Source organism: Fluviicola chungangensis (assembly GCF_007558725.1).
GTDB classification, from domain to species: Bacteria; Bacteroidota; Bacteroidia; order Flavobacteriales_D; family Crocinitomicaceae; genus Fluviicola; species Fluviicola chungangensis.
Window position 1 is genome coordinate 536627 of sequence record NZ_VLPL01000002.1, and the last position, 16581, is coordinate 553207.

A 16581-nucleotide genomic window follows, 5' to 3' on the forward strand; every position below is an offset into this window, starting at 1 on the left:
CAGGGAAAAATGGACGGTTTGAACGGCGAAGATTTCCAGTTCCTTCCTTTTCATTATTTTCGTCAGGTGGTTCCATGAGTTATCCTTCAACAAATATCGGCGATTTTATCCATGCTTTGTCAGACATGCCCCGGACAGACATGCTGGTAAATCTGACAGAGTCAGCTCATTCGCTGGTCCGTCTGAATGAGTTGCCACAGGATAAATTTCAGGTTCAAGTGGATGGAAACTGGAAAACGATCTGGCAAACAGCCAATAAATTCCGGCTGGAATCTGATGTGAATTCCTTGTGTTTGGTATTTGGAACGGTTTCGTCCACTATTCAGACCGGAGCCATTCGCTCTCCTTTGCTCATTGTTCCTTTGAACTGGGAATATACACGCATAAATAATACCCTTCAACTGGAATTGCAGGAAGAATTTATGGAGATAAATCCATACATTCGGTTTCTGTATTCCGAATGGAATAAAGAATCATTGAGAGATTTCCCGGATGATTTGGACCTGGAAGAAAAATTGGACTGGGTCGGCGATCAGTTTAAAAAGCTGAATCCTCAGGCTGAATTATCGCATGAACTGTATATTGGAAATTTTCATTACCACCGTTTTCACCTGTTGCGGGAATTGGAAGGCATTGAACGGTCGGAAATCAAGAGCTCACTGGTTCAGCAGTTATTGGGAAATGATTTTGAAGATCCTGAAGAACTGGATTTCCCTCCTGATCTAATAGAACCTGCCGACACGGACCAAAAACAGGTTTTGAATACGCTGAAATCAAAAAATGTGTTGTTACAAGGTCCTCCCGGAACCGGTAAATCGCAGGTTTTAATTAATATTATCGGGAAAACCTTAAACAATCAATTAAAGACATTGGTTGTTTCCGAAAAGAAAGTTGCATTGGATGTATTGGTCAAAAAACTTTCAGAATTGGAACTGGACCCTTTTGCATTTGTCGTGCATAGTCAAACCAAGTCAAAGGATTTATTGACTCAGTTGAAAACGACCTGGAACAAGATAGAAAGTTCTGTCACAGAGCCGGCTGTCAACCTGCGACTGTCGGAACAGTTGTATGCAAACCTGCAATTGCTGCTCGATCGGTTAAATACTTCCGATTATTTTGCAGGAGTTTCATACAAAGTGCTTCGGGAGCTGCTCCGCGAAACACCTATTCAAGAGGAAAAATTTTCCAGTTTGATTCCGGACCTGGACGAATGGTTGAAATACAAACCGACCATCCAAAAAGTGGATTTGCAGCTGAAGGGATTTTCTAAATTGAACGGTTTAAAACCGGCTTTCTTTGAGCAATGGAATGGAGATCAGTTGATCAAAAACAGTTTGAACAGTCTGAATTCGCTGCAAGCCAGGATGAAAGACCTGATTACGTTCAGTGACCTGGAAAGGACCATTGCTGTATTGGGTCGCTGCCAACTGGTTGAAAACGAACAATACAAAGCATACAGCCGGTTAATTTCCAAGCCCAAAGAATGGAAGAAATTCCGCAAACACGTGCTTCTTTTGGAAGAATTAAAGGATAAGCTTGCAAGTGCTCATAACGAAAATCAAATCTGGAAACAGATCCCTTCGAAAAGCCAGTTGGAATCCTGGGAAAAATCCACCACCTGGCTCCAGCTTCACAGACGGAAAAAAACCATTGCAAAATTGCTGAATGATCCGTCGGTCCTGCCGGAAATTGCACTTGCAAACTGGAAAGATTACCTAGCTGAAACAGAAAAAATAAAAGAGTTGGAAGGATACTTCCGTGAATTGGGGCTGGATGCGAACCGGCACGCCCTGGAAATGGGAATAAGATACGCAAGCAGCCTGGAAAAGGAAAGCGGTTCGGTATTAAGTGAAATTGCTTCGTGGCCGAAAGAGCGACGACAGACAATCATTGAATCGGGGCCAGAGCTTAACGAATTGCGGTCGAACCTGGTGCGTTATTTCGACTGGAAAGAATCGGAGATGTTATCTGATTTTTTACTTCGGAAACAAGCTGAATTTGTAGAATTGAGTGGACTTTACGAAGACCTCAAACAACTTCCGCGTTTTTTCTTTCTGTTACTTGACCGGGCAAATTCATGGGAAGAGATGCAAGCGTTGATCCTGTTCAGTTCGTTAAAGAAAATAGAATCACTGAATCCGGAGCTGGTCAAATTTTCCGGCGATTCCTTAAAGGAACGGCTGGATGCCTTGATCGAAACGGAAAATACCGAATTTGCTGATTTTGCGCGTTCCCTTCGCTTCCGGATCCAAAAGCAATTTTCGGACTTCGAAGAACTCCTGCGGACACCTGCTCAAAAACTTTCTCCTGCTCAAAAAGAGCTCAAAACACGATTAAAAAAGGGGAAATCACTGTTAGTGAAAGAATTTGCGAAATCGCGCAATACGATCACGATCCGGAACCTGATCGCGAGTGATGCAAAAGAATGGGTCCAGTTACTGGTCCCGATTTGGCTGGCAACGCCCAACCAGGTGGCAGATCATTTCCCCTTGGAAGTGAACCTATTTGATTTGGTGCTTTTTGATGAAGCCAGCCAGCTTCCATTGCCAAGTTCCCTGGGTTCCTTGTTCCGTTCCAAAAGAGCATTGGTTGCAGGAGATGAACAGCAAATGGCGCCATCTGCTTATTTCGGAAAGAATTTCGGATTCCATGATCTGCTGCACCAGGCTTCGTATTATTTTGAACGCGTTCCGCTGAGACATCATTACCGCTCCGAATACCCGGAACTGATCCGCTTTTCAAATAAACACTTTTACAAGGATGAATTGATTGTTTACCCGTCTCCGAAAAGCAAGCAAGTGCTTTTTCATCACTATACCGGGAACGGGGTTTTTGAAGAAAGGAAAAATCCGGCAGAGGCACAAGCAGTTGCAGATTACCTGGAATCATTTAAGAACTGGGACAAACAAACACTTGGGATCGTTGCTTTTTCCGAAGAACAGTTAAAAACGATTTGGAAAGCCTGTTCGCTGCGTGTACAGGAACTAATCACCCTCAAGCAGGAAGAAAACACCTTGTTTTTTAAAGCATTGGAAAATGTACAGGGAGATGAAGCGGATTGTCTGATTATCAGTTTGGGTTACGGAAGAAACCCGGAGGGATCATTCCAAATGCGTTTCGGACCTTTAAATCAGGTTAATGGGCACAAGCGCCTGAATGTGTTATTGACCAGAGCGAAACAGGAAATGCACTTTTTTACCTCGGTAAAGGCCGCTGATTTCGAGTTGTCCGAAAACGAATCGGTGAACTTGCTGCGGAGATTTTTGCAGGAATTGGAGACAAGTCAGGTTCCGGATCGGACATTTTTTTTCCCTTATGGACTGGAGATTGAAGCAATTGAAGGTGATGAGGTCCGATTCAAAAACAGTTATGCCCAAATCCCCAACGGAGAGGATTTGGTAACTTTTCATCGCGTGATGAATCAACGAGGCTGGCATTTAAATTACTAGGGGGCCCCTTTAACAAGTTTACTCAAGGTCTTTTTTTCAAAGCTTTTACTTTTCTTGTCTTTTTTTGTACATTGGACAACTTAAAAAACTGAAAATGAAAAAGCTACTCTCCTCTTTTTTGTTCCTGACACTCATACAAGTTTGTTTCGGACAAAGCGAATTGGTTTCAATTCAGCGTTATTTGCAGGAACATGCAAGTGTATGGAACCTGAAAGCTGCTGACTTCGCTAACCTGGAATTGGTTTCCAGTGCATCCTCGAAAGCTTCCGATGCAAAACATGTAAAAGTACGTCAAACCAAAAACGGCATTTCAATTGTCGATGGATTCGGAATAGTTACGCTGCGCGATAAGGAAGTAATCCATGTGACGACGAATTTTGTTTCCGTATCTGAACCAACTAATCATCCAACATTGAGTGCTGCGGGAGCGGTAAATGCTTCGTTGAAACACCTGGATTTGACTGCGGCCGATTTGAGACAGATTCAGAATAAAAACAACAGTTTTCTATTTTCAAAGGAAGGAATTTCGAAAGAAGACATCCCCGTAAAATTAGTTCTTGGTCAGCACAACGGGCAATTGATGTACCTGTGGGACTTGAGCATTTATCCGTTGAATTCGGAACATTGGTGGTCGATGAGGCTGAACGCGGAAACAGGAGAAGTAATCTTTCAAAATGACTGGATCAGCCATTGTTCTGCAGAACATTGCTCCGGTGAAAATCACCGTGCTGCTCAGGCAATGATGGTTCCGCCACCGCCTCCGGGAACAGATCAATACAAAGTATATGCACTGCCGAATATCAGCCCGGCTCACGGAGATCGCGTGATGGTAGTGAATCCTTCAGATGCAACTTTTTCTCCCTTTGGATGGCACGATACAGACGGAATTGCCGGTGACGAATATACCATTACACGAGGAAACAATGTCTATGCATCAGATGATATCGATAACGACGATGTTCCGGGTTATTCACCGGACGGGGGCGTGGCTCTGAATTTTGATTTTGCCTACGATTCATTAGTCGGAGTTCAGGGAAATCTGGATGCGGTGATTACCAACCTGTTCTACATGAATAACATGATGCATGACATTTGGGCGCACTATGGTTTTGATGAGGAGAGTGGAAATTTCCAGGAAATGAATTATTCCGGTTCGGCATTCGGACAAGACCAGGTTATGGCTGATGCGCAGGATGGAAGCGGAACAAACAATGCAAATTTTGGAACACCGCCGGATGGAATGAATCCGCGGATGCAAATGTATTTATGGACGGAAAGCAATGTTCCGGACTTACTCACGATCAACTCACCGGCAATCATTTCGGGTTCTTATTCCTGTTCTACAGCTGGATTCGGGCCTCCGGTCCCAAATATTCCGATTACGGAAGACATGGTTTTGGTAATTGATGACGGAACGGATACAACAGATGCTTGTGGATTGATTACAAACGGTGCTGCCCTGGCGGGGAAAATCGCCCTGGTTCGAAGAGGTTCTTGTACCTTCTCTGAAAAAGTCATTGCCTGTCAAAATTTTGGGGCTTTGGCAGTAATCGTTATGAATAATACAGGAACAAGTACCCAGGCGATGGGTGGTGGTACGGGAGCGGAAACAATTCCGGCTATTATGGTTTCAAAACCAAACGGAGATGCGTTCGTGAATCAGCTGAATCAGGGAATTGCAGTAAACGGAACCATTGTAAATCCGGGAGATTTAACGGCAACTGATTCCGATTTTGATAATATGATTATTGCCCACGAATACGGACATGGAATTTCAAACCGTTTGATTGGTGGCGGTGATGACACCGATTGCTTATGGAATGCCGAGCAAATGGGGGAAGGTTGGTCCGACTGGTTCGGATTGATGATCACACAAGTTGCATCAGATCAGGGAACAGATGGAAGAGGAGTTGGAACTTATGTTACAAATGAACCGAATAACGGGGGAGGAATCCGCCCGGCACCCTATTCCACGGATTTTGCGATCAACGATTATACGTATGGAAATACGAATAGTAATGCGTTGAGTCAACCGCACGGAATCGGATTTGTTTGGGCAACGATCCTGTGGGATTTGAACTGGGCGTTGATTGACGAATACGGATTTGATCCGAATGTCAAAACCGGAACAGGAGGAAATAATAAGGCAATGAACCTGGTGATTGAAGGTTTGAAATTAACTGCTTGCGGCCCCGGATTTGTAGACGGGCGTGATGGAATTCTTGCGGCGGACCAAATCCTTTATGGAGGCGCAAACAAATGCCTGATCTGGAAAGTATTTGCTAAAAGAGGTGTTGGCTTTTCAGCCGATCAGGGAGACTCGGACGACCGCAACGACCAGGTAGAAGCATTTGACTTGCCGGTTGAATGTACGCTGGGATTATCCGAAAATAAAGCGGCTGTCCACGTTCAGGTATACCCGAATCCAAGCAACGGAAAAATGACCGTTAAAAACACTGTTTCGGGAATAGAAAGAGTTGAATTGGTTGATTTAAGCGGAAAAACCGTTTATGCTAAAACAATTGAAAACAGCAGTAAGGAAGTTGTTTTAGATATCAGCAACCTGAATAAAGGATTGTATTTAATGAAAATTCAAACATCAAACGGATTGGAAACAATCCGGATGGAAAAATTCTAATCGTAGCACGATTGTTGTAAAAAGGAGCTGACAGACTGATTCCTATGAAATACCTATTTGTCAGCTCCTTTTTTGGTTTTATGCTCTTGTTTTTAGCGACTTCAGATTTTGCAAAGGAGTTTTTTACTTCTGATAAAGAAGCTTTTGAAAATCCTTTGGATGCTATTTTAGGAGAAAAAAAGCTGGATAGCGGAAATCTGCGACGAAACAATTTCGATTCGATCCTTAAACTCAATGCATCAACTTTAAAGGATTCATCGGCATTATACCAGATCAGGAAATTAAGGAAAAACCTGTTTTTATTGACCCGGAAAAAGTTCTTTTACAATAACAAAAAGTATTCATTGTTTGTAAAGACTCTGGGAGATCAGATTGTTTCTTATCATGCCGTAAATGACTTTGCTATCAGAGGTGCTGTGTCTTTGGAAAACAGAATTTATTTCATGGGGGATGATTTTACAGGAATATCCAATGATTGGCAGTCATCTTATATCGTGAAAATCACCTGTTTGAATTTGGATTTTAAGGAACAATGGAGCACTGTTTCTATGCTGAACAAAAGTTATTTCTTTTATGGAAGCGGTTTGAAATACAAAGATAATATGTTGATTGCAGGGATCATTATTCGGAATGCAGGAGGTTCCAGCATGTGTGTTGACTATTATGATCTCTTTCTATCTAAAAAAGGAGAACCTATTCGTTCTGTATTTCTTGGAACAGATGCGTGTACCGGTAAAAACGTTCGGGAACTCCATGACATAACAGCACTATTTGAATAATCAGATCAACGCATATCCGGCCGGAGATGGCTTATATTTCTAATTCCGAAACGGTGTTATTCCCTTTTGAATAAAATAGTTTGTAAAAATCCGACCTGGTAAGATTGAACTTCTGCGTCGGATTTCCTTAAAATTCCCTGGCTGTAAACAAGCATCGTTCCTTTCCATTTGCCTACGCACCGCAAGCCGAAGTGTTGTTGTGAAAAAGTACTCCCTGAAATCAGGATCATCCAAAGAAACGAAATGATTTTAATGTGCATCCAGCCAGTTTTGGGCCAATTCCATTTCGACCTCCATTGGTACGGCCAATGAAACAGCGGTTTCCATGGCTTCCTTCACCAATGCCTTCATGAGTTCCTGTTCGTCTTTGTGGACATCGAAAACCAATTCATCGTGTACCTGCAGGATCATTTTGGATTGAACGTTTGCTTTTGTCATCGCTTTGTCTACCGCAACCATGGCCAGTTTCACGATATCAGCAGCCGAACCCTGGATCGGGGCGTTGACCGCATTTCGTTCGGCAAAGCCTCTTACTACCGCGTTGGCAGAATTGATATCCGGCAAATAACGGCGACGTTGCATGATCGTTTCCACGTAACCGTTTTCACGTGCGTCTTTCACCGCTTTGTCCATGTAGGTTTTGATGGTGGAATATTGTGCAAAATACGAATCGATGATCTGTTTCGCTTCCGTTCTGCTGATCCCCAGGTTTTGTGAAAGCCCGAATGCCGACTGTCCGTAAATGATTCCGAAGTTCACCGCTTTCGCAGCACTGCGCTGATCTTTGGTTACGTCATCCAGTTCCACATGGAATACTTTTGCTGCTGTCGCACGGTGAATATCCACTTTGTCTTTAAACGCCTGGATCATATTCGTATCATTTGCCAAAGCAGCAATAATCCGCAATTCGATCTGGGAATAATCGGCCGACATCAATTGGTAATCTTCCGAACGGGCAATGAATGCTTTCCGGATCTCTTTTCCGCGTTCACTGCGGATCGGAATGTTTTGTAAGTTCGGATTGTTGGAACTCAAACGCCCGGTTGCCGTAACGGTTTGCATGTAACTCGTATGGACTCTTCCGTCAACCGGATCTTTCATCGTCGGAAGCGGATCTACATAAGTCGATTTCAACTTCTTCATTTGACGGTAATCCAGGATGCACGGAATAATCTCGTGATCGTTCTTATGCTGTTGTAAAATATCTTCAGAGGTAGCGTATTGACCCGTCTTGGTTTTCTTCGCTTTCGAAGAGATCTTCATGTGTTCGAACAATACATCCCCTAATTGCTTGGGAGAATCCACATTGAAGTCTATTCCAGCCAGTTCTTTGATCTTAATTTCAAGAGCTGCTGTTTCATCCGCCAATTGTCTGGAATACGCTTCCAGATGCGGAATGTCAATTGCTACCCCTTCTTCTTCCATCTTTGCCAGGACGGAAACCAAGGGCATTTCCATTTCATAGAACAATTTTTTCAAATGATCCTTCTCAATCTGCGGGGCAAACAATTGTTTTAGCTGGAAGGTAATATCGGCATCCTCACACGCATAATCACTGACAGCTTCCGGAGGTAAATCTCCCATATTTCCCTGGCTTTTTCCTTTCTTACCGATCAATGCCTCGATACTGATCGGAGTATAATTCAGGTAATATTCCGCCAGGAAATCCATTCCCTGCTTGGATTCGGGCTGGATGAGGTAGTGAGCGATCATGGTGTCGAACAGGGGGCCGGCGAACTCAACTCCGTAACGATGCAACACCTGGATGTCGTACTTCATATTGTGTGCGATCTTCTCGATCGTTTCACTTTCAAAGAAAGGTTTAAACTCATTTACGATAGACTGAGCTTCGTGTGGATCTTTCGGAACAGCGACATAATATGCTTCACGTGCTTTAAATGAAAAGGACATTCCGACCAGGTTGGCATGCAGGGCATTGATGTCAGTTGTTTCCGTGTCAAAACACACTGATTTTTCCTTGAGTAATTTTGTTAGTAAAGCTTTACGTTCTTCCGGTAATGTCACTAAATGATAGGAAGGTTTTTCGGTTGCAATTGTTTTGACTCCGCTTGTCGGTTGTGCTTGCTGTACGTCCACGAGGCTTTGTGTTCCGAAAAGGTCCAGTTGTCCGTTTTCGTCTACTCCGGCGGAAGTAACGACGATCTCTTCACCAGTAATCCGTTTGGCCAGGTTCCTGAATTCAAGTTCGGTGAAAATATCCAGGATTAAGTTTTTATCCGGCTCCTGCAATTTCAATTCATCCGGATTGAATTCAACCGGTGAATCAAGTATAATTGTTGCAAGGATTTTGGAAATAATTCCCTGTTCCCTGAAATTAATCATGTTTTCTTTCATTTTTCCCTTGAGATTCTCTACGTTCTCAAAAACTCCTTCCATGGACCCGTAGTCTGTGATCAATTTCTTCGCTGTTTTTTCTCCAACTCCCGGAATTCCAGGAATATTATCGGCAGCATCTCCCCATAATCCTAAAATATCAATGACCTGGAGCGGATTTTGAACTTCGAATTTTTCACACACTTCTTTCACACCCATAATCGTAGCCGGATCTCCGCCACGCCCCGGTTTGTAAATGAAAATATTCTCACTTACCAATTGACCGAAATCTTTATCGGGAGTCATCATATAAGTCAGGAATCCTTCTTTTTCAGCTTTTTTTGCCAATGTTCCAATCAAGTCGTCAGCTTCGTATCCTTCTACTACGTACATCGGAATGCGAAATGCTTCAATGATGCGTTTGATCGGTTCGATCATATTGCGGATATCTTCCGGCATCTCTTCCCTGTGAGCCTTGTAGGCTTCAAAATCTACATTCCGGTTGGTTGCACCTCCGGGGGGATCAAAAACGACTGCGATATGAGTTGGTTTTTCTTTATTGAGAATATCGATCAATACATTGGTAAAACCAAAGGCTGCGGAAGTGTTTTGCCCTTTTGAATTGACTCTTGGATTTTTTGCGAAAGCGAAATACGCTCTGTAAATCAATGCAAATGCATCTAAGAGGAACAATTTTTTATCTGACTCCGGAGTAAGCATACTATTTTAGAATTGTGAGCTACAAGTTTAAGGCAAATTCGGGAAATTCTTAAAGGTTTTCCGATGAAATAACCGCAGAGTAGGAAAGAACACAAGGAATAGTTCTGAACTTAGCGTTCTCCAGGTCTTTGGGGTCAACTATTAACAGTCTGAGTTGCATAACTCTTCTTCCTCTTATGCTTTTCAGGGTTCCAATTCCACGAACTTTACAAGGTGGTCAGAGCGTTTAAATTATTCGTTGTTTACGGGATTGTCTTTTTGGCCGGTTACCTGGGAACCGGGATTACCTTGCATTATGTCAAACCGGAAGTGCGGATATTGCCCGAATTTGTGGAGAATATCCTGGATGGAGGCGCAATCTGGAAGGTTCAGTATCCCGAGCAATCGGATATTTCCATGTTTGACCAGCGGAGCTACAATTCGGAAGCACATGATCCGGAAGAAGCAATTTTGTTTACAGACGATTATAATTCGAAGAATGGAATTTTTTGTTTCCGGGGAAATGCTCAACGCAATGCACCCACACGGGGTTTGCTGAAAGGAAGACCAAAAAATGTGCGTTTGGACTGGGAATTTATCACCGGTTACGATGGAAGAACCACCGAATACGGTTCTTGGGGTGGAGGTTCGGGCTGGACAGGTCAACCGCTGGTTATTAAATGGCCGGGCAATATTGCAAAACGACTTCATGGAATGGAGGCTGTTTACCCGGATCAGGCCGATTTTCGCGAAGTGATTGTGGGGAGTTTGTGTGGTGATATTTACTTCATCGACTGGAAAACCGGTAAGGCAACTCGTCCTCATGTGACGATCGAAAACCCGATCAAGGGAACGGTTTCCGTTGACCCCCGGATGAATGGCCTGTTGTATGTGGGGCAGGGAATTAAAAATGGGGAACGTTTCGGGGCGTATATTTTCAATATGTTTACTGGTGAAGAGATTTTCTTCCGGAATGGGTTGGATCCCAAAGCGCGAAGAGCTTGGGGGGCGTTTGACAGCAATTCCCTGGTTGATGCCAAAACGGGATATTGGATCCATCCTGCGGAGAACGGTCAGATCTACAAAACCAAAATCACAAACGGGAAAACGATCCCAAAACCTTTCATTTTCAATTACCAGGTTCAAAAGCATCCCGATCTGGGAATTGAGTCGAGTTTTGGAGCCTGGAACAACCTGGGCTGGTTCGGTGATAACGGAGGAAATGTATTTTGCCTGAACCTGATGACCATGAAGCCGGTTTGGTACCTGGATAATTACGACGACACAGATGCATCGATGGTAGTCGATCTGCAGGAAGACAATCATCCGTTTTTATTTATTGGAAATGAAGTCGATAAGCAAGGAGAGACGGGAACAGCCCATATTCGAAAAATTGACGGGCTTACAGGGAAGGAAGTTTGGGATGTATCGCGGAAATCGACCAATACAAAATTAAACGGACGCGTAAATTCCGGAGGTGTTTTGGCTTCTGTTTTACCGGGAAAGAAAAAGGCAAACCACTTGGTTTACGGGATTTTCTCACGTGTAAACGGAACCCTGGCAGGAGAATTTGTGGCGATTGATAAAGTCACCGGTAAGGAAAAGTTCACGATCCCGATGGACTATTACAGTTGGGCTTCCCCGATTGATTTGTATGATAAGAAAGGCAACTGTTATATTTTCTTCACGGATGTTTATGGAACGATTTACCTGGTTGACGGGTTGAGCGGTGAGATTATCGTTAAGCGGAAAACAGATTGCGTTTGGGAATCCTCGCCGGTTGCCTGGGGAAACCGAATTGTGGTCGGAAGCAGGGGAAAGAAGATCGTGAGCTTTGTAATTGAAAATTGAACAGGTAAACTTGAAAAGTTAGAAGAGAGGGTTTAATTTGTAAGTCGGAACCAATCTTTTCAATTCTCAATTATCCATTTTCAATTCCGGTGTTACTTTCCAAAACTTTCACATTTCCGGTTAAGCCAGTGAGAAACTAAAAATGTATCTTTGTTTTTAATGAAAAATTCGAATCGCCCACTCATTTTCGTAACCAATGATGACAGTCTTCACGCAAAAGGAATTGCTTCCTTAGTAGCTGTTGCACAGGAGTTTGGAAATGTTGTGGTTATCGCTCCCGACAAACCGCAATCCGGAATGGGGCATGCAATTACCATTTCACATCCTTTGAGACTGTTTCGTTCTGAAATTTTTGATGGGATTGAGTCTTATTCATGCAGTGGAACACCTGTAGATTGTGTAAAGCTGGCAGTATATGAAGTATTGCACCGGAAACCGGACCTGATCTTGTCAGGAATCAATCACGGGTTGAATTCTTCCACTAATGTGCTGTATTCGGGTACGATGTCTGCCGCGGTGGAAGGGGCAATGGAACACATTCCTAGTATCGGGTTTTCGTACGGGGATTTTGATCCGGATGCGGATTTTTCGGCTTCCATGCATGTAGCAAAACAATTGATTCCCCAGATATTAACTCACGGGCTGCCACAGGGCGTTTGTCTGAACGTAAATATTCCGAAAGGACCGTTGGAAGCGCTGAAAGGAATGGAGGTATGCAGACAGGCGTATGCTTTTTGGGAGGATCGGTTTGACAAGCGGATCGATCAATTCGGAAGGCCGTACTATTGGTTAACCGGAACATTTGATTCGCGCGAAGACGCTACAGATACGGATTTATATTTTTTAGATCAAGGATTTGCCACGATTGTACCAACCCAATTTGATCTGACAGCTCACCAAACCATTACAGGTTTAAAAAAGATATTCAAATGAAAAGAAGATTTAACTGGAACTCACGCGTAACCGTTGGAATGATTATCGGTTTATTATCTCCGTTCTTGTGCATTCCATTGACAATCCTGATTATTTCCTGGGCGCAGCATTACTCCTTTTCTTTGTTTTGGGATCGGTTTTTAATGGATTTGAATGTCATGAGCAAGTTTTTATCTCTTTCTATTATCCCGAACCTGATTTGGTTTTACGTGTTTCTGAACAAGGAGCGGTATGATCTGGCACGTGGAATTATTGTAGGATCTGCATTGTTCCTCCCGTTTATTATTTACGTCAACCTGATTCGATAAATGAGCAAAAAACTGTATATTATTTCGGGTGAGGCGTCCGGGGATTTGCATGGAGCGAATGTGATGAAGGAACTGTTTGCGGAACAACCTGATCTGAATATCCGTTTTTGGGGAGGAGACAAAATGCAGGCTGTTGGCGGAACAATGGCAAAACATATTCGTGATCTGGCATTTATGGGCTTTGTCGAAGTGCTGATGAACCTTCCGACGATTTTGCGGAATATTCGGTTTTGCAAAGAAGATATCCTGAAATTTAAGCCGGATGCAATCCTGCTGATCGACTATCCGGGGTTCAATATGCGTATCGCCGAGTGGGCGAAGAAAAACAACATCAAGGTGTATTATTATATTTCTCCTACGGTTTGGGCCTGGAAAGAAAACCGTGTTCACAAAATCAAAAGAGATGTTTTCAAGTTGTTTTGCATTCTTCCCTTTGAAGCGGATTTTTATAAAAAATACCATTACGAGGTCGAATATGTAGGACACCCATTGCTGGACGAAATAGAACAATACCGGGAGCTTCCGAAACAGGAACTGGAGATCGCACCGACGAATAAACCCATCATTGCCATGCTTCCGGGATCCAGAAAGCAGGAGTTACGCACCAAATTACCGGTCATGCTTCCACTGGTAGATCTGTTTCCACACTATCATTTTGTAATTGCGGGAGCTCCCAATATGGACCTTGCGATTTACAGGGAATTGATCGGAGATAAGGATGTTGACGTGGTTTACGGCCAGACCTATCCTTTGTTGCAGCAAGCGGAAGCGGCAGTGGTTACTTCCGGAACGGCCACGCTCGAAACAGGGTTGTTTGAAATCCCGCAGGTGGTGTGTTATATCGGGAATGCGGTCTCGTACCAAATTGCAAAGAGATTGGTCAACGTGAAATACATTTCACTGGTCAACCTGATTCTGGACAAAGAATCCGTTACCGAGTTGATTCAAAATGACTGTACAACTGAACGTTTGGCAAAAGAATTATCCCTGGTTATCAAAGGTGGAAGCAAGCGTGATCAGGTATTGGAGGATTATTCCCGGTTAAAAGCGATGCTGGGAAAAGGAGGTGCATCCAGGAAAGTTGCACAAGCGGTGTTGAAAACTATTTGAGTTCGAGCCGATTTCAGTTTGGTACAGAACTAATTTTGTAGGATGTTGCGCTTATTCGTGCTCATAGGGTTCATTTTTCCGGTTTTCGTATTTTCTCAACAAATGCGGATAGGTGTTTTGCGCGATTATTCCGTTCAACGGATCGTCTTTGCCTATTCGGAAGGAAGTTATAATGTATTTGGGGATACCACGAATTTCGCAACTTTGCTGCCAAGCGAATTTGTTGACCTTTCTGTAACTGCGAACAATCAAATAGAATTGAAGGTTGGGGTGAAACAGGTTGCAGTGGTTTCAAAAGTGTTGCTGGTTGCTACGAAACTGAATAATTCCCTGGTATATTCTACCAAAGTTCCAACGGTTAAAGAACGCAAGTATAAAGACGATGTAGAGATCACTGCTCAAAATGGGTCTTTGACCATCGTTAATCTCGTGGATATCAATAATTACCTGAGCGGAGTTGTAGAATCAGAAGGCGGTGGCGGAAAGGAAATCGAATACTATAAGGTGCAGGCTTTGATGAGCCGGACTTATGCGTTGAAATACAAAAACAGGCATCAGAAAGAAGGATTTGATTTATGCGACAGGACCCATTGTCAGGCATATCATAACCAGTTACGGTTAAATCCGATGATTGATTCTGCCGTGTTAAAAACAGAAGGAATGGTAATGGTCGATCAGCACAATCACCTGGTTGATGCCTACTTTCATGCGAATTGCGGCGGACAAACTTCGGAACCAGATTATGTCTGGAACAACAAAATTCCGTATTTAAGCACGTTTAAAGATACTTTTTGTATTTACACCAAGCAGGCTACCTGGGAAAAACGCATTTCGCAGAATGACTGGCTGGAATATCTGGTGGGGACGTTTCATTACCCGGTAAACGACTCGGTTTTGGGGCCTATGATCTTTACCTTCAACCAGGCAGACCGGTGTGCCTTTTATCAATATCCGTGGTTGGGAATTCCTTTGAGGGACATTCGGGAACATTTTAAGCTGAAATCTACGTTCTTCAATTGTTATCCGGAGGGTACGGAAGTGGTATTAAGAGGTCGCGGATACGGACATGGAGTCGGTTTGTGCCAGGAAGGAGCTATGAAAATGGCGAAATTCGGATTTAGTTATGTCCAGATAGCCCTGTATTATTTCCCCGGAGTGAAAGTTGTCAATTACCAGGAACAGCAGTACTTTAATCAACAGCCTAAGATCGTAGAACTGGATTAAAAATGTTCAAATTGTTTTAACACTTTTCAATTCTCCATTTTCAATTGAACGTCTTTGAACCTTTTTGAACGTTGTAACTCCTTTGAACTTCACTTATAAGTAATCACAAAAATGTCTTCGTCGTCCTTCTTGAATAATTTGTCTTCTCTGGCCAGTTTTTCCAGGTAAGAAGGGTCTTTGATCTGGGAAAGAATGTATTTCGTGTCTTTCAGTTTCAGGTTCATTGCGGATTGCGCGGAACGCAGTTCGGAAAGCTTTTTGTTTTGGTTGATGATGGTAAAGATATCGACTTCATCCAAAAATAAATTATACACCAAAAAAAGGCACAGTGCAAGGATGTATTTATTTTTGAAAGGTATAAGATACTTCTTCATAGTTCAAAGGTAGGACTTATCGGTTCGCGTTCTTCAAAAGGAAGAAAGGAGATATCCTCCGAGGGATGTTAATAGCAAAACAGAAGTTCAATAAACAAGCAGGGGCGCAATTCATCGCGCCCCTACGTTTATGTATTCTATTGAAATCAATTGACTATTTCGTCATATTTTGCTTTGAAATCTTCATTTCCTTCATACCATTGAGCAACCTTGCCCATGACAGCTTTTGCTTTTTCGGTTTGTTTACTCGACAGATAACATTCTGCCGTTTGAATGACTCCCATCATCAGCATGTCCTTTTCCGCTTTTGACCAATCGTTAATATCAGATACTGTCTTCAGCATGTTATCAGCTTCTTTCCAGGCAGTATTGGCACCTCCTTTATCTGAATTCCTGTATTTACAAACTCCGTCCAGGTATTTTGCACCAACACTTTTCAGATTGATTTTGTAATATTTTAATATCCAGGTGTTTGCTTTTTTATAATCCTTGACATCAATTTCATTTCGGATTGTTTCTACCAGGCTATTTGTGAATTCTTCAAAGAACTCAGCGTATTCAGCTTGAACACTGCCGTCTTTATCGTATTTGATACTTTTCCCTACTTCACCGATTGCCTCCTTGTAAGCATTCTTATATTTTTCATCATCAGTACCACTCAGGGAAACTTTATAAAGACCTCTACCCATCCACATGTGTGGTAAGGGATCACTCTTTGTTTTGTCATTCATGGTATATTTTTCAGATGCACGGACCAGTTTCTCGTAATCACCATCTGCGTAAAGAATGCGCAAATCATCATACTCCGGTGCTTGTGCAACCAGTAATTTGGTAGTAAGCAGAGCACCAATTAGAACAAGCTTTTTCATAATATTTAATTTC

At 42.9% G+C, this 16581-nt stretch carries 12 protein-coding genes; 8 read left to right on the forward strand and 4 right to left on the reverse strand.

What is annotated here, in order from left to right; all coding sequences use genetic code 11:
- The first annotated feature begins 74 nt into the window (after positions 1-74).
- From FO442_RS05915 to FO442_RS05925, 3 genes are all read left to right on the forward strand, one after another.
- The gene (locus FO442_RS05915) at positions 75-3449 is read left to right on the forward strand and encodes a DEAD/DEAH box helicase (protein WP_144332231.1); all 3375 of its coding nucleotides are present in this window, start codon (positions 75-77) and stop codon (positions 3447-3449) included.
- Positions 3450-3543: 94 nt separating this feature from the next.
- Positions 3544-6087, forward strand: a complete 2544-nt coding sequence (locus tag FO442_RS05920) for a T9SS-dependent M36 family metallopeptidase (RefSeq protein ID WP_144332232.1) — start codon at positions 3544-3546, stop codon at positions 6085-6087.
- 44 nt (positions 6088-6131) lie between these two features.
- Complete coding sequence (locus FO442_RS05925) at positions 6132-6866, forward strand: hypothetical protein (protein ID WP_144332233.1); 735 nt, start codon at positions 6132-6134, stop codon at positions 6864-6866.
- A 56-nt stretch (positions 6867-6922) separates the two neighbouring features.
- Here FO442_RS05925 and FO442_RS05930 read toward each other — a convergent pair whose 3' ends face one another.
- Together FO442_RS05930 and polA are read right to left on the reverse strand one after the other, a co-directional pair.
- A complete protein-coding gene (locus FO442_RS05930; RefSeq protein WP_144332234.1) occupies positions 6923-7126 on the reverse strand; it encodes a hypothetical protein in 204 nt (67 codons plus the stop codon).
- Positions 7116-9920, reverse strand: a complete 2805-nt coding sequence (gene polA, locus FO442_RS05935; protein ID WP_144332235.1) for a DNA polymerase I — start codon at positions 9918-9920, stop codon at positions 7116-7118. The genes FO442_RS05930 and polA overlap by 11 nt, the downstream gene beginning before the upstream one ends.
- Positions 9921-10133: 213 nt before the next feature.
- On the opposite strand from polA, the gene FO442_RS05940 reads away from it, so the two are divergent.
- The 5 genes from FO442_RS05940 to FO442_RS05960 all read left to right on the forward strand — a co-directional run bounded on the left by FO442_RS05940 (position 10134) and on the right by FO442_RS05960 (position 15325).
- Positions 10134-11750 (forward strand): PQQ-binding-like beta-propeller repeat protein, encoded by a 1617-nt coding sequence (locus FO442_RS05940; RefSeq protein ID WP_144332236.1) that lies wholly within the window; start codon positions 10134-10136, stop codon positions 11748-11750.
- A gap of 159 nt (positions 11751-11909) precedes the next feature.
- Positions 11910-12683: a 5'/3'-nucleotidase SurE gene (gene surE, locus FO442_RS05945; protein ID WP_144332237.1), complete on the forward strand. Its 774-nt coding sequence runs from the start codon at positions 11910-11912 to the stop codon at positions 12681-12683.
- Positions 12680-12991, forward strand: a complete 312-nt coding sequence (locus tag FO442_RS05950) for a hypothetical protein (protein WP_144332238.1) — start codon at positions 12680-12682, stop codon at positions 12989-12991. The genes surE and FO442_RS05950 overlap by 4 nt, the downstream gene beginning before the upstream one ends.
- On the forward strand, positions 12992-14101 hold the full coding sequence (gene lpxB / locus FO442_RS05955) for a lipid-A-disaccharide synthase (RefSeq protein ID WP_144332239.1): 1110 nt from the start codon (positions 12992-12994) through the stop codon (positions 14099-14101).
- A gap of 42 nt (positions 14102-14143) precedes the next feature.
- Positions 14144-15325 carry a SpoIID/LytB domain-containing protein gene (locus tag FO442_RS05960; RefSeq protein ID WP_144332240.1) on the forward strand — a complete coding sequence of 394 codons (1182 nt, stop codon included), beginning with the start codon at positions 14144-14146 and terminating at the stop codon, positions 15323-15325.
- Between the two features lie 89 nt (positions 15326-15414).
- Here FO442_RS05960 and FO442_RS05965 read toward each other — a convergent pair whose 3' ends face one another.
- Positions 15415-15699 (reverse strand): FtsB family cell division protein, encoded by a 285-nt coding sequence (locus tag FO442_RS05965; RefSeq protein WP_144332241.1) that lies wholly within the window; start codon positions 15697-15699, stop codon positions 15415-15417.
- A gap of 146 nt (positions 15700-15845) precedes the next feature.
- Positions 15846-16568: a hypothetical protein gene (locus FO442_RS05970; RefSeq protein ID WP_144332242.1), complete on the reverse strand. Its 723-nt coding sequence runs from the start codon at positions 16566-16568 to the stop codon at positions 15846-15848.
- Between the last annotated feature and the right edge of the window lie 13 nt (positions 16569-16581).